The following is a 19,650-nucleotide window of genomic DNA, read 5'->3' as shown; positions in this document are numbered from 1 at the left end:
GGAACCGGAGCTTATCGCCCATCCGGTCGATCCCTTAGCGTCCTGCCGTGACCGAACCTCTCGACTCCACTCCCTCGGCACTCGTCGCCCGCCCGGCTCTGCTGACACGGCCGTTGCTGCTGCGCTTCGTGTCCATCCTGGGCGGCTCGACGAGCTTCTACCTGCTCCTGTCCGCCGTACCGCGCTACGCCTCGACGGGCGACCGGGGCGGGGGCGGCGGGGCCGCCGGACTTGCCACCGGTGCCCTGATGCTGGCCACTGTGGCGGGCGAGCTGGCCACGCCGGTCCTGGTACGCCGCTTCGGCTATCGCGTGGTGCTGGCTGTCGGCCTGGGCCTGATGGGCGCCCCCGCACTTGCGCTGCCGATCTCCCGGGAGCCGGGGTGGATCGTCGCGGTCTGTCTGCTGCGCGGACTCGGTTTCGCGTTCACCGTGGTCGCAGGGGGTGGGCTGACCGCTTCCCTGATCCCGGCCGAGCGGCGCAGCGAGGGCCTGGCCGTGACCGGCCTCGTCAGCGGGGTGCCCTCACTGGTGGCGCTGCCGCTGGGGGTGTGGCTGGCCGCGCACGCGGGCTACGGGGTCGTCTTCACCGCCGGCGCGGTGGCCGCGCTCGCCGCGATCCCCACCGTGCCCGGCCTGCCCGACAGGATCCGCAACTCCGGGCGGTCCGTCGGCATCACCGAGGCACTGCGCACGGCCGAACTGCTGCGGCCCGCCGTGGTGTTCGCGGTATCGGCCGTCGCTGCCGGGATCGTCGTCACCTTCCTGCCACTCGCCGTCCCTGCGTCGGCCACCGGCCTGGTCGCCACGGCACTGTTCGTCCAGCCGGCGGCGGCCACCCTGGCGCGCTGGCTCGCCGGGCGGCGCGGGGACCGCCACGGCTCCGCCGGGCTGGTCCTCCCCGGTCTGCTGCTGTCCGCCGCCGGCACGTCACTCATGGCGCTGACCCGCAGTCCGGTGGCGGTGGTGGTCGCCGTCGGCCTGTTCGGGATCGGCTTCGGCGTCGCCCAGAACGCCACGCTGTCGCTGATGTACGCGCGGGTGTCGGCGGCCGGCTTCGGCGCGGTCAGCGCGCTGTGGAACTTCGCCTACGACGCCGGCATGGGCGTGGGCGCCATCGGTTTCGGCTGGCTCGCCGCCGCGACCGGCTACCCCTGGGCCTTCGCCCTGACCGGCGTCGCGATGCTCGGCGCCCTCGTTCCGGCCCTGGCCGACCGCGGCGCCGGCGCTCGAACCGTCGCGGACGAGGCGGACCGTCCACCGGCCTCGCGGGACCCGGCCCGGTGACCGGCTCCCGCCACGGCCCGCACGGGCCGGGCCACCAGGTCGCGCCAGGAGATCCTCAGGGACGTCCAACTGCCCGAACAACTGATTCTTTTGGCGAGATTTGCGAACAATTGGCCTTGGCGCAAAGGTGACTTGGCGCTTGCTGGACAGCGCCGGGGGCTGACCTACGCTCTTCGCGGGCGTCACGCTGTCCCACCATGAGACACAGGAACATCAGGTGGCGGGCGGGTGTCCACAGATCCCGGTCGCCGCATGTGGCCGCCGTTGCCGCCCTGGCCGCACTTCTGGCGGGATTGACCGCTCCTCCCGGCGCCGCCCGGGACTTCGATCCGGGTGCGCCCCGCGCAGGCGTGTCCGTGCAGGGCGGGGCGGACCAGTCGCCGGCGATCGTCCGGCACCAGGTCACCCTGATCACGGGCGACCGGGTCACGCTGACGCAGGATCCGTCGGGCAAGCAGAGCGTGTCGGTCGAGCCCGCCGAGGGCCGCGAGCACCTCACGTTCATCAAGCGCCAGGACGGCCGGGACTGGACCGTCATACCCGCCGACGCTCTTCCGTTGCTGGCCAAGGACCGTCTCGACCGCGCGTTGTTCAACGTTTCCGCCCTGGTCAGGAACAAGTACGCCGACCGGTCGGGCCTTCCGCTGATCGTCCAGTACGCGGGTGGGGCGGACACCGCCGAGCGCCGGCTCGCCACGGCCGGAGCCGACGGGGTCCGCGCCGTTTCCGGTACTTCCTTCGCGACGCTCAGCGAAGACCGCGGGAACGCCGCCGAGTTCTGGAGGGGCATCGCCGCCGCCAAGGCGGGCACCGCGTCCTTCGGCGCGAGCATCCGCCGGGTCTGGCTCGACGGACACGCCAGGGTGCAGCTCGACAAGACAGTGCCGCTCGTCGGAGCCCCCCACGCCTGGGAACAGGGCTACCGGGGCGACGGCGTCAAGGTCGCGGTGCTCGACACCGGGTTCGACCCCCGGCACCCTGACCTCAAGGGCCTCGTCACCGAATCGGCGAACTTCACCAGCGAGCCGACCACCGACGACCTCATGGGTCACGGCACCCACGTGACATCGATCGTCGCCGGTTCCGGCGCCGCCTCCGACGGCCGGTACAAGGGCGTCGCACCAGGTGCCCTGATCCTGTCCGGCAAGGTCTGCACCATGGACGGCAACTGCGACGACTCCGCCATCGTCGAGGGACTCGCCTGGGCCGCCCAGCACGGCGCCAAGGTGATCAACCTCAGCCTCGGTGACACCGACACCCCTGGGACCGACGCCATCGAGGCCATGGTCGAGACCGTCACCCGTGACTACGGCACCCTGGTCGTGGCCGCGGCCGGCAACAACGGCCCCGGCAAGGTCGCCACCCCCGCCTCCGCCGACAGCGCCCTGGCCGTAGGCGCCACCCAGATCAACGACGAGCTCGCCGGCTTCAGCGCGACCGGCCCGCGGGTCGGCGACTCCGGTCTCAAGCCCGACCTCGTCGCCCCCGGCGTCGGGGTCGTCGCCGCCCGGGCCGGCGGCACCACCGCCGACGACGGCTACACCGAGATGAGCGGCACCTCCATGGCCACGCCTCACGTGACCGGCGCCGCCGCCATCCTCTTCCAGCAGCACCCCGACTGGACCCCGGAACAGGTCAAGCGCCAGCTGATGCACACGACGACCGGTGCCCTCGAGCACGGCGCCTACTATCAGGGCGCCGGACGGGTGGACATCGCCCGGGCGGTCGACCAGCAGGTCACCGCCGAGCCCACCGGGCTGGACTTCGGACTGATCCGCTGGAGTGACGGCGCGCGCCCGCCGGTCAGCCGGACCATCACCTACCGCAACCCCGGCGGCGAGCCGGTCACCCTCCACCTGAAGCACAACGCCGGCTACCAGGCCGGCAAAAAGCCCGCGCCTGAGGGCCTGTTCCGCCTCAGCGCCGACACGGTCACCGTGCCCGCACACGGAACCGCGGACGTCACCCTCACCCTCGACGCAGAGGCCACCACGCTCTACACCGCCTTCAGCGGCGTGGTGAGCGCGACCACCGCGGACAACCACGTCTCGGTGCGCGTCCCGTTCGGCGCCGACGTCGAGCAGCCTTCCCACGATCTGCGGATCAACCTGAAGAGCCGTTCGGGCACCGCTCCCGAGTACGCCTACCTGCTCGTCGACTCCGCTGACGGCAAGAGCTACGAGCAGGAAGTGCTCGGCCGAAGCAGCACCGTGCTGCGGCTGCCGAACGACACCTACTCCGTGAGCGGCTTCTTCTTCGACGCAGACTTCACCGAGGGCACAGTGGTCGGCGTGCCGAAGGTCGTCACGAGCACCGACCAGAAGGCGACCATCGACGCCCGGACGGCGAAGCCCGTCACGGTCTCCGCCCCCAGCCGCTCGGCACGCATCATGTCGGCCGAGTTCGGCACCATCAGCCTGGCCGACCAGCTTCTGTCCGTCGTCATGAACAACGCGGTCGGCGGAGACCGCATCGAGGGCCTGTACGCCACGCCGACGGCGCGGTACAAGCACTCGAAGTTCACCTACCTGGTCAGCACCGTCTGGGGTGAGCCGCCCACCGACGGCACCCATCCCCCGTCCGTCTACTACCTGACCCGGCCGGTGCACGGCGCCATCCCGGCCGATCCCGGCTACCGTCCCCGCAAGTCGGAACTGGCCGCGGTGACCACCACGTTCGCCGCCACCGCTCCGCAGACCACCGCCTCCCGCTTCATCTACATGTACGTCGACAACGTCCGGTTCACCGTGCAGCGGATGGACGGTCTTCCGGTCCCCAACCGGCGCGTCGACTACTTCTCGGCGGCCGACGGCCTGCGCTGGCAGACCGCCTTCGACCAGTGGAATTTCTTCGACCCCGACAGCCCGCGCGGACAGAGCTACCTCAGCACCATCCGCGCCTACCGGACAGGGGCCAGGGTCGAGGAGCGCTGGAACCAGGGCGTCCAGGCCATGGGCTTCTCACCGGAGGGGATGAACACCTTCCGGGAGGGCAACGACATGTGGTTCGCCCTCGAGGACGCCGCCAACGGGGGGATGGACCTGGTGGCCGCGACGTCGACCAGCGGCCGGCCCACCTGGGAGCTGCGACGCAACGGTGAAATCGTCGCCGACTACCAGGGCTACGCCGCGGTTCCGGCCGACGCCGGCCCCGCCGACTACCACGCCACGCTCGAGCAGGACCGAGACCTCGCGCCCGGCAGCTCCATCTCCACACATCTGCGGGCCGAGTGGTGGTTCCGGTCGCAGACCACGACGGAACGGCAGACGCTGCCGCTGTACGCGGTGCGCATGTCACCGGAACTGGACGAGTGGAACCGGGCCGAGGCCGGACGCAAGCTCGACATACCGGTCCTCATCCAGCGCCCGGTCGGCGCCGCCGCGACACCTGTGCGCACCCTCACCGTCGAGGTCTCCTACGACGAGGGCAAGACCTGGCGCACGGCCGAGGTGAAAGGCTCCGGCATGGAGCGCACCGCGACCGTGGAGCACCCGCGCCGCTCCTCGGGCGGCTCCGTCAGCCTGCGCACCTATCTCAAGGACGCCGCCGGCAACTCCTTCAAGCAGACCGTGATCAAGGCCTACCTCCTCAAGTAGCGCAGGCCGTCGGTACGGGGCCCGCCGGATCCGTCCGGCGGGCCCCTCCAGCATCCGGGCGGGCCCGTCCGCCGTCCCGCGTGTCGGCTGCCGTGCTCAGAGCCAGTTCCTGCGGGCCGCGTGCCAGCCCAGCTGCATGCGGGTGGCGACGCCCGCGAGGCTCATCAGTCCCTGGATGCGCCGCTGGACCGTGCGCTTGCTCACCCGCAGCTGCCCGGCTATCGCCTCGTCCGTCATGCCGGCGACCATCAGGGACAGCAGGTGCCGGTCCTCCGCCACGGGCGCCGCCGGATCAGTGGGGCCGGCGCCACCGATGCGGCCCTCCTCGGTGACCCGGAGCGGGGCGCCGACCTCCCAGTAGTGCTCGAACAGGGCGATGAGCGCCTCCAGCAGGCTGCTCCGCCGGACCACGGCCGCCCTGAGGTCGCGGGGGTTGCCGGGTGCGCCCGAGGAGTTCAGCGGCAGGACGGCCACCGACCGGTCGGCGATCGCCATGCGCAGGGGCAGCTGCGGCACCGCCCGGGCGACCTCGCCGACCAGCACCCCCTTCACGACGTTGTCCACCGCGTTCGGGTCGTCGAAGTACGCCTGCTCGTACAGGGTGCGGTAGAGCACGCCCCGGGCGTGCGCCGCGAACTGCTCCTGGTTGCTCTCCGGAGGCATCGCCACATAGCCGGCCTTGCAGAACCACAGCATCTCGCGACGGGTACCGTCCTGGAGCTGCCGCAGGCGTTGCCGCAGCGCCGCCGCGCCGCGGACGATCTCGACCGCCTCGCCCGCCCCGGGGGTGCGAGCGCTGCGCCGGTAGGTCTCCACCAGGTCGAACACGGCCGCCCGCGTCTGCTCCAGGTCGTCGCGCCGGCGCTGCAGCCGCGGCACGAGGGCGTCCTCCGGGGAGACGGCAGCGAACCAGCCGGTGCCGTCCTCCACTTCGTACGCCAGTCCCTTGGCCTCCAGGGCGAGCAGCAGTTGCCGGGCCGCCGGGACGCTGAGCTCCGATCGGCCGGCGATGTCCTCGGCGGACGCCGTCTCGGTGACGATCAGCAGGCGGTAGACATCGCCCTCGGCGGCCGTGAGACCCACCGTCTCCAGCATGTTGCCTCTCCCCTCCACGGCCGACGCGTTCGTCCGGGATCCGCGTCGGGGTACGCACCCCGTCCGGTCGTTGATCCTTCCACCAACACATGAGGTCGTGGGTCGCGTCCATGGCCTTACGTGAGGCAGCCGTCGACGGCTGCCCCCCGATCGGATCCCCTACAGGGAGCGGGCCGGCCAGGTCGGGCGCCGGGAACCGCCGCCGACGCGGGCGAAGGCACCGCACGGCGCCGCAACCGGCATCGCATCGAAGTCGCTTTCGCATGATGCGGGCGTCACGCTGGGAGACATGAGCACATACCCGCTGGCCGGACCGGCTCAGGCGCGTGAGCTGCCGCCGCTGTCACCCATGCTCGCGATGATCGGATCGCTCCCCCCACCGGAAACCGAGGGCGAGTTCGCGTACGAAACGTTGTGGAACGGGGCGCGCACCCTCGTCCACCTGCCCGCCGACGGTACGGTGCGGCTGGTGTCCGCCACCGGACTGGACACCACCAGCCAGTACCCGGAACTCCGGGCCCTCGCGGGACTGCTGCCGGCGCCGGAGGCGGTACTGGACGGGGAGATCGTCGTGCTCGACGATCAAGGGCGTCCCTCGGTGGAACGGCTGCAGCAGCGCATGAGTCTCCACCACCCGGCCGCCGTCGACCGGGCCCGCCAGGACCTTCCCGCCTGGATGGTGATCTACGACGTCCTCTACCTGGGCGAACCCGTCATCCAGCTGCCCTACACCGCCCGCCGTGACCTCCTGGACGACCTGGGCCTTCCCGCCCATGGCGTCATCGTCCCCGCAGCCTGGCCCTCCATGGCCGACGAAGCCATGGAGAACAGCCGGCGAGAGGGATTCGACGGGATCGTCGCCAAGCGTTTCACCAGCCCTTACCTTCCCGGGCGGCGCACCCGCGACTGGATCAAGATCAAGCACCTTGCCCCGGCTGGATGACTCCGGCCCCAGGCGGTGCACAATGTGGGCCGTGCGGATCACACCGTGAGCAGTGGGCCGGCCGGGTGTCCGGTGTTCAGGGGCCGGGAATCCGGCCTGCCGGCCCGGTACGGACATACGCGGACATGAGGGGAAGCAGCTTCGGCAGTGGGGAGCCGCCCGTGTTCTATTACGTGCTCAAGTACGTCCTGCTGGGGCCGTTGCTGCGGCTGCTGTTCCGGCCGCAGGCCGAGGGGATCGAGCACGTTCCGGCCGAGGGCGCGGCGATCGTTGCCGGGAATCACCTGTCCTTCGCAGACCCCCTCCTCATGCCGGCGGTCCTGAAGCGGCGCATCACGTTCCTGGCCAAGGCGGAGTACTTCACGGCGCCGGGCCTCAAGGGCCGACTGACCGCGCTCGTTCTCCGCGGTGCCGGGCAGATCTCGGTCGACAGGTCGGGCAGGGCCGCGGCGCAGGCGGCGCTCCGGGAGGGGCTGGGGGTACTGGCGAAGGGAGAGCTGCTCGCGATCTATCCGGAGGGCACGCGTTCCCCCGACGGCCGGCTGTACAAGGGCAAGGTGGGGGTGGCGGTGATGGCGCTGGCTGCGCAGGTTCCGGTGGTTCCGTGCGCGATGGTGGGGACCTTCGGGATCTGGCCCCCGGGACGCTTGCTGCCCAGGCTCCGGCCGGTCGTGATCCGTTTCGGGCAACCGCTGGACTTCTCGCGCTTCGCGGGCGTGGCGCACCACAAGACGGTGCTGCGGGCCGTCACCGACGAGATCACGTACGCGGTCCTGCGCCTGTCGGGCCAGGAGTACGTGGACCGGTACGCGGCCGACGTGAAGGCCGGACAGGCGAAGGGGCGGCGGGGCTGAGGCCGGTCTCGGCGCCGCGACGGGTGCAGCGCGCCCGCTGGACAGAGCCCCGCCCCCTGCCGCGGGCGCCAGGCTGCACTCCGTGTCACACGGTGACCGGACACCACGGTGCCGGGCCTGTTGGGGTGCCGGGTTCAGATGACGCGGATGTTCTCCGCCTGGAGGCCCTTCTGACCTTGGGTGACGTCGAACTCCACGTGCTGGCCCTCCTGCAGTTCGCGGTAGCCCTGACCGGCGATGTTGGAGTAGTGGGCGAAGACGTCCGGGCCGCCGCCCTCCTGCGCGATGAAGCCGAAGCCCTTCTCCGCGTTGAACCACTTCACAGTGCCCTTGGTCATTCCTGTCTCCTTCGAGGGTGTTCGGGCCCGCACGGTGCTGCGGATCCGGAGGTGATCGCCCTGGTCCGGAGAGGGCTGCGCAGCAAAGCGCCCGCGGGCAAAGTGACCGCGGGCGAACGACTTCGGAACCACGACTGCTCTGTTGATTACGCTAATCCCTTTGCCGGGGCACTGCCAGGCCGAATCGCCGCAGGACTCGTCGCGCGGGCCCTGCCACCGCGGCCCGCGCACGGGCGCGGGGCCCGCCCGACACATGCCGGCGCATCCCGGTGGACCCGGCCGGCGCCGGGGTCAGACGGTGCGGGGTCGACGCCGAGGCGGTGCAGCACGTCACCGATGTCATCGATCGAGGTTCGACGACACAGGACGCCTGTTCTGTGTCAGGGACTCCTCATACCGTTCGTCAGGCCGCGGGTGCTCGCGCGTGGTAACGCGCGGGAGGTGTCGGAGCCGCGCGGTACAGTCCGTTCCTCCGACTGGGGAGGGGTCATGGCGACCAAGTGGAGCTTGACGATCGACTGCGCGTACCCGGCGAAGCTGGCCGCGTTCTGGGCGCTGGCGTTGGGCTATGCGGAAAAGCCCGCGCCCGCGGGGTTCGGGAGCTGGGAGGAGTGGTTCTCCCATCATGGGGTTCCGGAGGACGAGTGGGATGACGGGGCGTACCTCTCGGATCCGGACGGCGTGGGCCCCACCTTGTCCTTCCTGAAGGTGCCGGAGCCGAAGGTGGTGAAGAACCGGCTGCATGTCGACGTGCAAGTCGGTGGCGGCCGTGAAACACCGTGGGAGGTGCGCTGGCCGCGCGTGGTCGAGGCGGTGGAGCGGTTGACCGCTGCGGGCGCGACCGTGGTCCGCGAGGAGGAGTTGCGGGGCAGGCCGGATCACGTGGTGATGGCGGACCCGGAAGGCAACGAGTTCTGCCTGGTCTGACAGGGTCGGTGAGGGCGCACCCCGGCCTCGGTCAAGCCCGTTCGGCACTCGCGAACAGAGCCATGGGGGTGTCGATGAGAAGCAGCAACGCCGGGGCGGAGCGGCCAGGCCGTGCGCGCACTGTCGTAGGCGCCTGACAGTCTGGACCGGTGCTGACAAACGGATTTGAGGACGCACCCCTCGTTGCCGGGCAGGAGCTGCTGGCGCTGCCGGGGTTCTGGGCGGCGTACCTGATGTGGCTGAGCCAGACGGAGGAGTACGACCCCGTTCCGGAATGGTTCGGTGTCGACGGGGCCGATGCCGACGCTGCCTGGGACGCGCTGAGCGACGAGAACCGGTGGCCTGTCTTCCAAATCCCGTTCGCCGGCGGCCACACCGCAGTGGTCCTCGGCTACAACCTTCCCGACGATCCGGGAACGGAGTACTTCATCACCCATCCCGAGTGGGAACGACACGGCCACCTGGCCACCGTCGGCGGCCACCACGCGGGCCCGGGACTTTCCTGGAGAGAGCTCACCCATATCGCCCGAACGCCCGACCACAACGCCCCGGGAGTACACGCCGAACACGCACGCCTGCTCCTCCTGCTGCCCACCCTCGGTGACCAGGACATGCCCGAGGAGGCCGCAGACGTCGTCGGTGACGCGCTGGCGCGGGCGGGTGTCCCCGCCGCGCTCGCTTCGGGCCTCGCGGAGGCGCTCCTCGCGGACCACCCGTTGTGGGAACCTGCTGAGTGGACGCTCCCCGCGGCCTCCCCTCTCTCGGGCAGCCAGGAGCCCTTCCCCGGGATCCTGCACTGCGATGAGCCGATGAGTCCCCGGTGCGGCGTCCGCCTCGCCCAGGGCATCACCCGCGAGCAGAGCGACCGACTGGCCCACGCACTCGGCACCTGGCCCGCCACGTGAACTGCGCACGCCCCAGCAGAGGGCCAGGTGCAAGCCGAGGCCGCTCCGACTCGGAGCTGCCCGGCTGAGGTTGCCTGGCCGTGCCGGCCCCGACCGTGACGGACACGGTCGGAGCCGATGGCCCTCAGCGCATGGAACCGGTCGTGAGGAAGCGCGTGTGCCAGGAGAAGGCCTCCTCCAGCAGGTGCGGGGTGTGGCGGCCGTAGGAGGAGTGGAGGGCGCGCTCGTAGTAGCCCTCCAGGGCGGGCCTGAAGTCGGGGTGCGCGCAGTTCTCGATGATCCGGCGGGCCCGCTGCTTGGGCGACAGCCCGCGCAGGTCTGCCAGGCCCTGCTCGGTGACGACGACGTCCACGTCGTGTTCGGTGTGGTCCACGTGCGACACCATCGGCACGATCGACGAGATCGCGCCCTGCTTGGCCTGCGAGGGGCTGAGGAAGAAGGAGATGAGACCGTTGCGGGCGAAGTCGCCGGAGCCGCCTATGCCGTTCTGGACGCGGCTGCCCATGACGTGGGTGGAGTTGATGTTGCCGTAGATGTCCGCCTCGATCATGCCGTTCATCGCCAGGCAGCCGAGTCTGCGGACGACCTCGGGGTGGTTGCTGATCTCCTGCGGCCGCAGCACGATCTTGTCGCGGTACTCCCCCGCCCGGGCGTCTTGCCGGTGTCGATCAGGTGCAGCATGCCGTCCGGGATGACCGGAGAAGGTCATCGCGGTCGTGCCGACCGACGCCCCCGACCGCAACACCCCGCGATGGGAACGGGCGTGCGGTGCGGCGGCAGGGCGGTGCCGTAGTAGATGTCGTGCATGCCCTCCAGCTCGGCCGGCTGGCGGGAGTTGACCTCCAGGATCACCGCGCCCGCACGCTCGGTCCAGGTCTTGTTGTTGCCCACCGACGAGGAGGGGACGAGGCGGCCGTCCTCGGTGATGCCGCTGACCTCGACGACGGCCACGTCCGGCGGCCCAAGGAAGCCCTGCCAGACCGTCTGGGCGACGTGGGACAGGTGCATGTCGAGGTACTCCATGCGCCCCGCGTTGATCTCCCGGCGCGTGGTGGGGTCCGACTGGTAGGGCAGCCGCAGCTCGATGCCCTCGGCCTCGGCGAGCACGCCGTCGAGTTCGGGGGCGGTGGAGGCGCCCGTCCACACATTGACCCGCATCCGCTCGCCGGCCGCGTCGGCGGCGGCGATGCGATCCGCCAGGGCCTGGGGCACCGCCTTCGGATAGCCGGCACCGGTGAAACCGCTCATGCCGACCGTCGCGCCGGCCGGGATCAGCGCCGCCGCCTCCTCGGCCGACATGATCCGGCCCGCCGGCTTCGCGTCGTGTACCCGCGAAGCCGCGGGGTGCGCGGCCGTGGCGGCGCGTGCGCCGGGCTTCCCGCCGCCCGGCGCCCCAGCGGTGTCACGGATCCGGTCGTCTCTCAGCATGATGTCTCCTTGCGCAGTGCGCGGCGCAGTGTTTCCAGGACCTCGGGGTCGTCGATGGTGGCCGGCGGCGGGGCGTCGTACCCGTTGGCGATGTCGCGCATGGAGCCGCGCAGGATCTTTCCGGAGCGGGTCTTGGGCAGGGCCGCCACGACCGTGACGTCCTTGAGCGAGGCGATCGCGCCGATCCGGTGGCGGACCTCGCGGACGATCTCCGCCTCCAGCCGGTCGGTGTCGCACGTGGCCGTGACCTTGAGCACCACGAAGGCCCGGGGCACCTGACCCTTGAGGGCGTCGTGCACCGCGATGACCGCGCACTCGGCGACATCGGGATGGGCCGCGACGACTTCCTCCATCGCCCCCGTGGACAGACGGTGCCCGGCGACGTTGATCACGTCGTCCATGCGCCCCATGACGAACACGTAACCGTTCTCGTCGACGTATCCGCCGTCGCCGGTGAGGTAGTGGCCGGGGTAACGGGACAGATACGACTCCACGAAGCGGTCGTCGTCCTGCCACAGGGTCGTCAGCGTGCCGGGCGGCAACGGCAGCCGCAGGGCGATGGCACCCTCCTGCCCCGCGGGGCACTCACCTCCGTCGGGATCGAGGATCCGCAGGTCGTATCCCGGCATGGGCACGCTCGGCGAGCCGGGCTTGACGGCCATCGGCTCCAGTCCCCGCGGGTTCGCGGCGATCGGCCAGCCCGTCTCGGTCTGCCACCAGTTGTCGATCACGGGCACGTCGAGGACCCTGCGGGCCCAGGCGTAGGTGTCCGGGTCCAGGCGTTCGCCGGCCAGGAACAGGCAGCGGAACCTCTCCAGGTCGTACCCGGCCAGGAGCGCCGCCTCCGGGTCCGCCTTCTTGATCGCGCGCATCGCGGTGGGAGCGGTGAACAGCGCCTTCACACCGTACTCGGAGACGACCCGCCAGAACGCGCCCGCGTCCGGGGTGCCCACCGGCTTGCCCTCGTACAGCACGGTCGTGGCGCCGGCGAGCAGCGGGGCGTAGACGATGTAGGAGTGCCCGACGACCCAGCCCACGTCGGACGCGGCCCACCACACGTCGCCCGGACCGATGTCGTAGACGTTGGCCATGCTCCAGGCCAGCGCGACCGCGTGGCCGCCGTTGTCCCGCACCACGCCCTTGGGGCGGCCCGTGGTGCCCGAGGTGTACAGGACGTAGAGCGGGTCGGTGGCGGCGACCGGCACGCAGTCGGCCGGTTCGGAGGAGGCCATCGCGGCGTCCCAGTCGACGTCGCGCCCGGACAGCTCGGCGTGGGCCTGGGGGCGCTGGAGGACCACGCTGATGTCAGGCCTGTACCGGGCCAGCGAAAGCGCCTCGTCGAGCAGGGGCTTGTAGGGGATGACGCGTGTGCCCTCGATGCCGCACGAGGCGGACACCACGGCCTTCGGCCGGGCGTCGTCGATGCGCAGGGCCAGTTCACGTGGCGCGAAGCCGCCGAAGACGACGGAGTGCACCGCGCCCAGACGCGCGCAGGCAGCATCGCGACGACGGCCTCGGGGATCATCGGCATGTAGATCACCACGCGGTCGCCCCGGCCGACGCCCAGAGCTCGCAGCACCCCCGCGAAACGAGCCGTGTGCTGCTGGAGCGCGACATAGGTGTACGTGGCGCGGGTGCCGGTGACGGGACTGTCGTAGATCAACGCGGTCCGGGCGCCGTTGCCCGAGGCGACGTGCCGGTCCAGCGCGTTGAAGCAGGTGTTGATCCGTCCGTCCGGGAACCACCGGTAGAAGGGCGCCTGTGCGTCGTCCAGGGCCCGCACCGGTTCCTCGTACCAGGTCAGTGCTTCGGCGGCATCGCCCCAGAAACCCTCGGGGTCGGTCATGCTGCGCCGGTACTGCTCGCTGTAGACGCCCATCTGCGTCCTCACTCCTCGGGGTAGCACGCGTGGACAGCCCGCCTGTCCTGCGAAGGGAGCGCGATCGTGCCGTGTCCGGGCCTTCCGCGGCTCTGCGTTGTGCGGGGACTTGGGAGGTGGGAGTCATCATCGGGCCGCGGCGCACGGCCTACCACCTCCAATTGGAGACCCTCCTCGCGTTTTCGCCAGTCTGAGCGCGACAGTGTTGGCATGAGCGCCAGCAGGCGCGGACCCCGCGGAGCCGACTGGGCGCCCTCGCGCCTGGTCGCCCTGCTGGACAGCGGGGCCGCCCTGCGCGAGGCGGCACGCCAGGTCTGCGCCCTGACAGGCGCCGACGTGGCCCTGGTCGGCCGGCCGGAGGACCCGGGCGTCGCGGTGCTGCGGTCCTGGGCCGGCACCCACCACGCCGGCCTGCACAACCTCCTCGTGCCCGAGGGACTCGGTCTGGGCGGCAAGGTTCTCGCCACGAACCGGCCGTGCCGCGTCCGCGACTACGCACGGTCGCCCAGCATCACCCACGACTTCGACGACCCGATCAACGCGGAGGGCATCCGGGCCATGCTCGGCGCGCCCATCCAGCGCGGCGACGAGGTGCTGGGGATGATCTACGCCGCACACCGTGGCCCCGGCGACTTCGGCGGCGACGCCACGGCCGCCCTCACTGAGATCGCCGAGGCCACGGCGCTCTCCCTGGCCGTCGCCGATCTGGTGGAGGCCCGGCGGGAGGCGGACACCCACGCGGAACGGCGCCGCATAGCCGTCGCCCTGCACGACTCCGTCGGCGCCATGCTCTTCACCGTCGGCTCCTCGACCCACGGCTCTCCGCACCCGACGACGTCGACCTGCGCCGCCACCTGGGGGAGGCCGGCATCACCCGCCGCGAGTACGACGTGCTGCGCCTGGTCGCCATGGGCCGTACGAACCCGGAGATCGCCGCGGAACTGAACCTGGCGCGCAACACCGTGAAGACCTACCTGCAGGCCGCCATGCACAAACTCGGCGCCCGCAACCGGGTCGAGGCCATCGCCAAGGCGGGCGAGGAAACGGTTGTTGTGAGGTCCTGCCGCTCCCGCGGCAGGCCGTCACCGCCGCAGGGACCTCCGCGTCGTCTGCCGGTGCGCCGGACGGCAAGTGAGTCGCCGGGCCGCGGCGCACGGCGTTCACGGGAGGGTGCGCCCGTCGTGGGCCTGGGTCTGTGGTTGATGGCCCGGGCGACCGCCTGTGTGCAAGCATGCGCCGGTGCGTGAGCTGACTGTGCTGGGGACGTGCGGCGCCTGGCCGGAGGCGGGCCGGGCGGCAAGCGGCTTCCTTCTGGAGGCCGACGGGTTCCGCCTGGTCCTGGACCTCGGCTACGCGACGCTGCCCCGGCTACTGGGTCGGTGCGCGGCCGGCGAGCTCGACGCCGTGGTCATCACCCATGAGCATCCCGACCACTGCGCGGATCTGAGCGCGCTGTGCAGGGCGCTCCTCCTCGGCGACGGGCGCGACGGACGCGTGCCGTTGTACTGCCCCCCGGGGGTGCTCGAGCGGGTACAGGCGATGGAGCCGACCGAGGACCTGCGAGAGGTCTTCTGGCCGCATCCGCTGCCTGGCGGCTACGACGTCGGTCCCTTCCGGCTGGACGGGCGTTTCCTTCCGCATCATGTGCCGCACGCGGGCGTGCGGCTGTCGGCGCCCGGACTGACCGTGGCCTACAGCGGTGATGCCGGTCCCGGCCGGGTCCTCGGCGAACTGGCGTCAGGGGTGGACTTGTTGGTCGCCGGGTCGACGCTCCAGGGCCAGGCTGCCGATCCGTACCTGCTCAGCGCGGCGCAGGCCGGAAAGTGGGCCGCGAGCGCTGGAGCGAAGCGCCTGATGCTCACACACTTCTGGCCCGGCGCCGAGCGCCGTCGATCCGTCGCGGAGGCGGGTGCCGCGTACAGCGGCGAGATCCTGGCAGCAGGTGAGGACATGGTCCTCACCCTTTGAGGTGTCGGCATCGTTTCGCACTTCGAGGTGCGCGTAATCGCCTTTTCATGTTCCGGCAGTTGGTCACCAGGTCCACTCAATAAGAGCACCACATGGCTTTGTTCCGTACTATCACTGGAACAGGGCTTGCAGCAGCAACCGCTGCGGCATGCACGGGCACCAGTACAAAAGAGCATCCGCCTTTGGCGCCCCAAACGTTCTGCGGGGCTTGCAGCATATGGGCTGCACCCCTGGAAGGAGTTGTGATCATGTCCGAGACCGACGTCACGGCCACCGGCCTGACAACGCAGTACGCCGCACAGGTCGCCACCGACCTCGAGCGCAATCTCAAGGAACAAGAACGAATCACCGGTGAAATCGCGCTGCTCCAGGAGCAGTTGGCCACTCTTCAGCATGACCATGCCGTTCTGCAGAGCGTTCAGCAGGCGCTCGGCGTGACCTCGGCGCCCCATAAGCCCACGGCCGATGTTCCGGCCGTGACGGTCCCCAATCCCCGCAAGAAGGCAGCCACCGAACCCAGCCGTAGCAAGCAGACGCGGGCCAAGAAGTCCGCCGCGCCGAGCCGCGGGTCCGCTCCCGCGAAGAGCCCGTCCAAGAAGAAGGCGGACGCGGCAACCGGCTCACAGGCGGCCCAGCCCAAGCTCGTCGACCTCGTCCGCGAACACCTGGCCGGCCAGAGCGAACCTCGCTCCGCCGCCGAGATCACCACCACGCTGGGCCGGCAGTACCCCGAGCGCACCGTCAAGACGACCGTGGTGCGCACCACCCTTGAAGGGCTCGTGGCCAAGAAGCAGGCGCAGCGCACCAAGCAGGGCACGTCCGTCTTCTACACCGCCGAGACGGCTGCACACGGCGAGCAGGCTTCGGCGGAGTCCGTCTGACGGCGGCCCTCGAGGACACCACCCTCGTCGCGCCCGCGCCCAACGACGATGGCCCGCATCACCGGTCGACGACCGACCTGCATGACCGGTTGCGGCACCGACGGGCCTCCGCGACCGGGGGTGGGCCGTCCGTCTGCGCCGGCCGGACCACCTGGTTGTCCGGCTCGACGCGGATGGCGGTGCCGATGGCCGCGATGACGTGGGCGAGTATCTGCTGCCGGGTGAGGGCGAGGTCCTCGCGGTGCAGTTCGGTGACGGCCTTGCAGGCCGCGCGGGACTCGCCCGTCATGCCGGCTCCCAGGCCCGGCTAAGTGGTGTCCAGCTTCACGGTGCGGGCGACGTCGTGCGGTTCCAACCTCGGTCACCTCCCGGTGGGAGCCGCCGCGGTGCACGAAGTCGCTGCCGGTGAAGGCCGGATACGGGTGGGCGGCGACGTCGAGGGAATCCGGCGAGCGCAGTGGTCGTCCCGCATGGCGACGCCGGTGTCGATTCCCATGCGGAGCGTGCCGACGCCCGGGGCGGGCGCGTGGTCAGGCGGCGATGACGGCGACGCCTGTGCGGCCGCCGTCGACGTCGACCACGGTCCCGTGCACGAAGGCGGCTTCGTCGCTCGCCAGCCATACGGCGGCGTGCGCGATGGCGTCCGGGGTGCCGACGTCGCCGGCCGGTGTGCCCTTCATCATGACCAGGCCCGGGTGGGGCTCGCTCCCTTCCGGCGCCGGAGGAAGGATCACGCCGGGCGAGATGGCGTTGACCCGCACCCCCTTCGGTCCGAACTCGGCGGCCCAGGCCCGGGTCAGCGTCTCCATGGCCCCCTTGGTGGAGCTGTAGAGCGCGCCGACCGGGACCGCGAGGCGGGCGATCCACGAGCCGAGATTGATGATCACCCCGCCACCCCACTCCGTCATGGCCGGGGCGACGGCGGCGGTGAGGAAGAAGGGCGCCTTGACGTTGACCGCGTAGACCTGGTCGAAGGTCTTCTCGTCGGTCGTGGCGGTCTCGGCGGCGGGGTAGACGCCGGCGTTGTTGACCAGGACGTCGATCCGACCGCCCAGAGCCGCACGGGCCCGTGCGGCGAGGTCCTGGGAGGCCTGTGCGCTGCCGTCGAGGTCCGCGGCCACGAAGTCGGCGTGCCCGCCGGACGCCCGGATGCCCTGGACCACCCGCGCGCCCCGCTCCCGGTCGCGCCCCGAGACGACGACATGTGCCCCCTCGGCGGCGAACGCCTCGGCGATGGCCTGCCCGATGTTGCTGGTCGACCCCGTGACCAGTGCCGTCTTGTTGCGCAGTCGCTCACTCATGTCGTGGACTTCCTCTCTCGCACCCGACGGTCGGCACAGCCGGCCGCGCTCGGTCCGCGGCCCCACGCCGGAACCGCGGGACCCACTGTGCGCCACCAGAAATGGACCGGCAAGTCCAAAGTGCTGGGCCTCCGCCCTCGCTCTCCGCACCGGTGACGTCTCGGTGTGCCGGCGATAGGGCCTGTCCACGACCCCGGGCGACTAGAGTGGACCTCTCAGTCCACTGAGGGAGGTGCCGGGATGCGGGACGCGCCGACCGCCAAGGGCCGGGCCACCCGGGCGCGCATCGTCGAGGGTGCGGCCGGGGTGCTGCGGGAGCAGGGTGTCACCTTCACGACACTCGACGACATCCGTGCCCGCACCGGTACGAGCAAGAGCCAGCTCTTCCACTACTTCCCCGAAGGCAAGGACGAACTGCTGCTGGCGGTGGCCCAGTTCGAGGCGGACCGCGTCCTGGCGGACCAGCAGCCGCATCTGGGGTGCCTGGACTCCTGGGAGTCCTGGCGGAAGTGGCGGGACGTCGTGGTGGAGCGGTACGAGCGCCAGGGCGACCAGTGTCCGTTGGGCTCTCTGTTCCTGCAGGTCGGCCGGTCCCGTACCGGGGCCCGCGCCATCGTGGCGGAACTCATGCGGCAGTGGCAGGCGCAGCTCGCCGACGGTATGCGCGCGCTCCAGGCGGGCGGCCTGGTGTCGCCGGCCCTCGACGTCGAGCGTGCCTCCGCCGCTCTGCTGGCGGGAATCCAAGGCGGCGTCTCCATCATGATGTCCACGGGCGACTCCACCCACCTCAGGGCGGCGCTGGACGACTGCATCGAGCGTCTGCGCGCGTCGGCCGGGGACCGGGACCGGACCTGACGGCATCACCGGAGGCGTTCCCAGGCCGTAGCGCCCGGCGGATCCAGTCCGGCCTGACCACCCACGCCGTATGCCCATCCCGGAACCCGCAGCCCCCTGAGCGCCCGATCGGTCCAGCCCGGTTCGCCCCACCCGCGGCGGGCCGCTTTGACTGTCGTACGACGAGACGGAGCACAGTCGGGAGGCGGCATGTCGTGGACGGCGCGACTGGAACGTCTGCGCGCCACCTCGGGACGGCGTCTCCCGTCCTCACCGAGCTGACGGGCCGCCTGCTGTCCGCGAACCTCGTGGACGCGGCCACCAGAGTGGCCGCGCAGGCATTCGTGGCCTGCGTACCTCTGCTGTTCGCCATCGCGGCGTTCACCCCGCAGAGCGTGCGCGAGCAGCTCAGCGATTCGCTGCGCGCCCTGTTCGGCCTGACCGGCGCTGCCGACCAGCAGGTGCGACAGGTCCTCACCGAGTCCACCGACACGACCTTTCGGGAGACGAGCGGAGTCGTCGGCCTGCTGATCGCCCTGATCTCGGCGACCGGTTTCAGCCGTGCCATGTCCCGGGTCTGCGAGCGCGCGTGGCGTCTGCCGAAGACCGGCACCCGGATCGCCGCCTGGCGATGGGTGGTCTGGCTGCTCACGCTGGTGCCGGTCATCATTCTGCAGGGCCCGGTGCGGGACGGATTCGGCGTCGGCCTCTGGCTCGGCACTCCGCTCGTCTTCCTGGTGGGCATCGGGGTCTGGCTGTGGACGCAGCACCTCCTGCTGGCCGCTCGCGTCCACTGGCCGCCCCTCCTGCCGGGAGCGCTGCTGGCCGCGGCGGCCACGACCACGCTCAGCCTGACCGCACGGCTGTACATGCCCGGCGCGCTCAACAGGTCCCTGGCGGAGTACGGGGCCCTCGGCATGCTCCTCCCCCTGCTGTCCTGGCTGATCGTCCTGTCCGCCGCGGCCACTTTCGCGGTGACATGCGGAGCGGTACTGGCCCAGGAGCCCCCGCTGTGCCGGTATGTGTCAGGAGAGCGCGAACCGTAGCGGCGCGTAGGCGCCCGCGGGAGCGGCCGAAGCGGGTGCGGACCGGTGGGGCGCACGCGCGCGGATGGCCGGTGCGGGGAACCCTGTCCCGCGCTGCCGGAGATCATCTCCAGAAGGAGTGCGCGGGAGCGTCGGCCATCCGGTCGAGCCTGCGCCGGAACCTGGCCTCGTACATGCATCCCGTCGGCACCCGCCGCATCGGCGACCACCCGCCGGCCGTCGTCGACGGTGAGCTGCGTTGTCCATGCATCGCCGGACTCCGCGTCGCCGACGCCTCCGTCCTGCCGTCCATCCCCACGGCCAACACCGTGTCACCACCATCGACGCCGTCGCCGAGCGCGCTGCGGAGCTGCTACGGCCGCAGGACCG

18 protein-coding genes and 2 pseudogenes are annotated in these 19,650 nt (G+C 71.2%); 13 read left to right on the top strand and 7 right to left on the bottom strand.

The window, feature by feature from the left end; genetic code table 11:
* Positions 1-47 precede the first annotated feature (47 nt).
* Both BZY54_RS30935 and BZY54_RS30930 read left to right on the top strand, forming a co-directional pair.
* Positions 48-1,286 (top strand): MFS transporter, encoded by a 1,239-nt coding sequence (locus tag BZY54_RS30935; protein WP_244217424.1) that lies wholly within the window; start codon positions 48-50, stop codon positions 1,284-1,286.
* Between the two features lie 293 nt (positions 1,287-1,579).
* Positions 1,580-4,882, top strand: a complete 3,303-nt coding sequence (locus BZY54_RS30930) for a S8 family peptidase (RefSeq protein WP_158103938.1) — start codon at positions 1,580-1,582, stop codon at positions 4,880-4,882.
* 96 nt (positions 4,883-4,978) lie between these two features.
* Here the strand turns inward: BZY54_RS30930 and BZY54_RS30925 are convergent, their stop codons facing one another.
* On the bottom strand, positions 4,979-5,977 hold the full coding sequence (locus tag BZY54_RS30925; protein WP_086728629.1) for a helix-turn-helix domain-containing protein: 999 nt from the start codon (positions 5,975-5,977) through the stop codon (positions 4,979-4,981).
* 289 nt (positions 5,978-6,266) lie between these two features.
* Between BZY54_RS30925 and BZY54_RS30920 the strand changes: the two genes are divergently transcribed.
* Positions 6,267-6,920 carry an ATP-dependent DNA ligase gene (locus tag BZY54_RS30920; protein ID WP_086728628.1) on the top strand — a complete coding sequence of 218 codons (654 nt, stop codon included), beginning with the start codon at positions 6,267-6,269 and terminating at the stop codon, positions 6,918-6,920.
* Between the two features lie 161 nt (positions 6,921-7,081).
* Positions 7,082-7,774, top strand: a complete 693-nt coding sequence (locus BZY54_RS30915; RefSeq protein WP_086728627.1) for a lysophospholipid acyltransferase family protein — start codon at positions 7,082-7,084, stop codon at positions 7,772-7,774.
* Between the two features lie 134 nt (positions 7,775-7,908).
* Here the strand turns inward: BZY54_RS30915 and BZY54_RS30910 are convergent, their stop codons facing one another.
* Entirely contained in the window at positions 7,909-8,112 is a 204-nt protein-coding gene (locus tag BZY54_RS30910) for a cold-shock protein (RefSeq protein ID WP_086728626.1), read from the bottom strand.
* A 489-nt stretch (positions 8,113-8,601) separates the two neighbouring features.
* Between BZY54_RS30910 and BZY54_RS30905 the strand changes: the two genes are divergently transcribed.
* Together BZY54_RS30905 and BZY54_RS30900 are read left to right on the top strand one after the other, a co-directional pair.
* Complete coding sequence (locus tag BZY54_RS30905) at positions 8,602-9,039, top strand: VOC family protein (RefSeq protein ID WP_086728625.1); 438 nt, start codon at positions 8,602-8,604, stop codon at positions 9,037-9,039.
* Between the two features lie 149 nt (positions 9,040-9,188).
* Positions 9,189-9,944 carry a hypothetical protein gene (locus BZY54_RS30900; protein ID WP_086728624.1) on the top strand — a complete coding sequence of 252 codons (756 nt, stop codon included), beginning with the start codon at positions 9,189-9,191 and terminating at the stop codon, positions 9,942-9,944.
* Between the two features lie 124 nt (positions 9,945-10,068).
* Here the strand turns inward: BZY54_RS30900 and BZY54_RS30895 are convergent, their stop codons facing one another.
* The 3 genes and pseudogenes from BZY54_RS30895 to BZY54_RS30885 all read right to left on the bottom strand — a co-directional run bounded on the left by BZY54_RS30895 (position 10,069) and on the right by BZY54_RS30885 (position 13,251).
* Positions 10,069-10,566 (bottom strand): acetyl-CoA hydrolase/transferase C-terminal domain-containing protein, encoded by a 498-nt coding sequence (locus tag BZY54_RS30895; protein WP_279634717.1) that lies wholly within the window; start codon positions 10,564-10,566, stop codon positions 10,069-10,071.
* Between the two features lie 83 nt (positions 10,567-10,649).
* Positions 10,650-11,372 carry a hypothetical protein gene (locus BZY54_RS30890; protein ID WP_086728622.1) on the bottom strand — a complete coding sequence of 241 codons (723 nt, stop codon included), beginning with the start codon at positions 11,370-11,372 and terminating at the stop codon, positions 10,650-10,652.
* Positions 11,366-13,251, bottom strand: a pseudogene (locus tag BZY54_RS30885) (propionyl-CoA synthetase). Before BZY54_RS30885 ends, BZY54_RS30890 begins: the two are co-directional and overlap by 7 nt.
* Before the next feature lie 210 nt (positions 13,252-13,461).
* On the opposite strand from BZY54_RS30885, the gene BZY54_RS30880 reads away from it, so the two are divergent.
* The 4 genes from BZY54_RS30880 to BZY54_RS30865 all read left to right on the top strand — a co-directional run bounded on the left by BZY54_RS30880 (position 13,462) and on the right by BZY54_RS30865 (position 16,100).
* Positions 13,462-14,196, top strand: a complete 735-nt coding sequence (locus tag BZY54_RS30880) for a GAF domain-containing protein (RefSeq protein WP_086728621.1) — start codon at positions 13,462-13,464, stop codon at positions 14,194-14,196.
* The gene (locus BZY54_RS30875; protein WP_208640826.1) at positions 14,160-14,498 is read left to right on the top strand and encodes a response regulator transcription factor; all 339 of its coding nucleotides are present in this window, start codon (positions 14,160-14,162) and stop codon (positions 14,496-14,498) included. Before BZY54_RS30880 ends, BZY54_RS30875 begins: the two co-directional genes overlap by 37 nt.
* Positions 14,491-15,219, top strand: a complete 729-nt coding sequence (locus tag BZY54_RS30870; RefSeq protein ID WP_086728619.1) for an MBL fold metallo-hydrolase — start codon at positions 14,491-14,493, stop codon at positions 15,217-15,219. Before BZY54_RS30875 ends, BZY54_RS30870 begins: the two co-directional genes overlap by 8 nt.
* 248 nt (positions 15,220-15,467) lie before the next feature.
* On the top strand, positions 15,468-16,100 hold the full coding sequence (locus BZY54_RS30865) for a hypothetical protein (RefSeq protein ID WP_086728618.1): 633 nt from the start codon (positions 15,468-15,470) through the stop codon (positions 16,098-16,100).
* Positions 16,101-16,158: 58 nt separating this feature from the next.
* Here the strand turns inward: BZY54_RS30865 and BZY54_RS30860 are convergent, their stop codons facing one another.
* Positions 16,159-16,389, bottom strand: a complete 231-nt coding sequence (locus BZY54_RS30860; protein ID WP_086728617.1) for a hypothetical protein — start codon at positions 16,387-16,389, stop codon at positions 16,159-16,161.
* Between the two features lie 241 nt (positions 16,390-16,630).
* Complete coding sequence (locus BZY54_RS30855) at positions 16,631-17,401, bottom strand: SDR family NAD(P)-dependent oxidoreductase (RefSeq protein ID WP_086728616.1); 771 nt, start codon at positions 17,399-17,401, stop codon at positions 16,631-16,633.
* 240 nt (positions 17,402-17,641) lie between these two features.
* On the opposite strand from BZY54_RS30855, the gene BZY54_RS30850 reads away from it, so the two are divergent.
* The 3 genes and pseudogenes from BZY54_RS30850 to BZY54_RS30840 all read left to right on the top strand — a co-directional run.
* Positions 17,642-18,256: a TetR/AcrR family transcriptional regulator gene (locus BZY54_RS30850; protein WP_086728615.1), complete on the top strand. Its 615-nt coding sequence runs from the start codon at positions 17,642-17,644 to the stop codon at positions 18,254-18,256.
* A gap of 194 nt (positions 18,257-18,450) precedes the next feature.
* On the top strand, positions 18,451-19,281 hold the full coding sequence (locus BZY54_RS30845; RefSeq protein WP_244217423.1) for a YhjD/YihY/BrkB family envelope integrity protein: 831 nt from the start codon (positions 18,451-18,453) through the stop codon (positions 19,279-19,281).
* Positions 19,215-19,532: pseudogene (locus BZY54_RS30840) on the top strand (hypothetical protein); the annotation flags it as partial. The gene BZY54_RS30845 and the pseudogene BZY54_RS30840, both read left to right, overlap by 67 nt.
* Positions 19,533-19,650 lie beyond the last annotated feature (118 nt).

Source organism: Streptomyces carpinensis (genome assembly GCF_002154505.1).
Lineage (GTDB): Bacteria > Actinomycetota > Actinomycetes > Streptomycetales > Streptomycetaceae > Streptomyces > Streptomyces carpinensis.
Note: the sequence above shows the minus strand (reverse complement) of the source record. Positions and strands in the feature narration are given on the sequence as shown.

Bases quoted from the DNA above. Each gene is read 5' to 3' on its own strand.
- BZY54_RS30890 (WP_086728622.1), bottom strand. From the start codon at position 11,372: ATGCTGAGAGACGACCGGATCCGTGACACCGCTGGGGCGCCGGGCGGC.
- BZY54_RS30920 (WP_086728628.1), top strand. From the start codon at position 6,267: ATGAGCACATACCCGCTGGCCGGACCGGCTCAGGCGCGTGAGCTGCCG.
- BZY54_RS30910 (WP_086728626.1), bottom strand. From the start codon at position 8,112: ATGACCAAGGGCACTGTGAAGTGGTTCAACGCGGAGAAGGGCTTCGGC.
- BZY54_RS30865 (WP_086728618.1), top strand. From the start codon at position 15,468: ATGTCCGAGACCGACGTCACGGCCACCGGCCTGACAACGCAGTACGCC.
- BZY54_RS30875 (WP_208640826.1), top strand. From the start codon at position 14,160: ATGGGCCGTACGAACCCGGAGATCGCCGCGGAACTGAACCTGGCGCGC.
- BZY54_RS30925 (WP_086728629.1), bottom strand. From the start codon at position 5,977: ATGCTGGAGACGGTGGGTCTCACGGCCGCCGAGGGCGATGTCTACCGC.
- BZY54_RS30905 (WP_086728625.1), top strand. From the start codon at position 8,602: ATGGCGACCAAGTGGAGCTTGACGATCGACTGCGCGTACCCGGCGAAG.
- BZY54_RS30850 (WP_086728615.1), top strand. From the start codon at position 17,642: ATGCGGGACGCGCCGACCGCCAAGGGCCGGGCCACCCGGGCGCGCATC.
- BZY54_RS30860 (WP_086728617.1), bottom strand. From the start codon at position 16,389: ATGACGGGCGAGTCCCGCGCGGCCTGCAAGGCCGTCACCGAACTGCAC.
- BZY54_RS30855 (WP_086728616.1), bottom strand. From the start codon at position 17,401: ATGAGTGAGCGACTGCGCAACAAGACGGCACTGGTCACGGGGTCGACC.
- BZY54_RS30880 (WP_086728621.1), top strand. From the start codon at position 13,462: ATGAGCGCCAGCAGGCGCGGACCCCGCGGAGCCGACTGGGCGCCCTCG.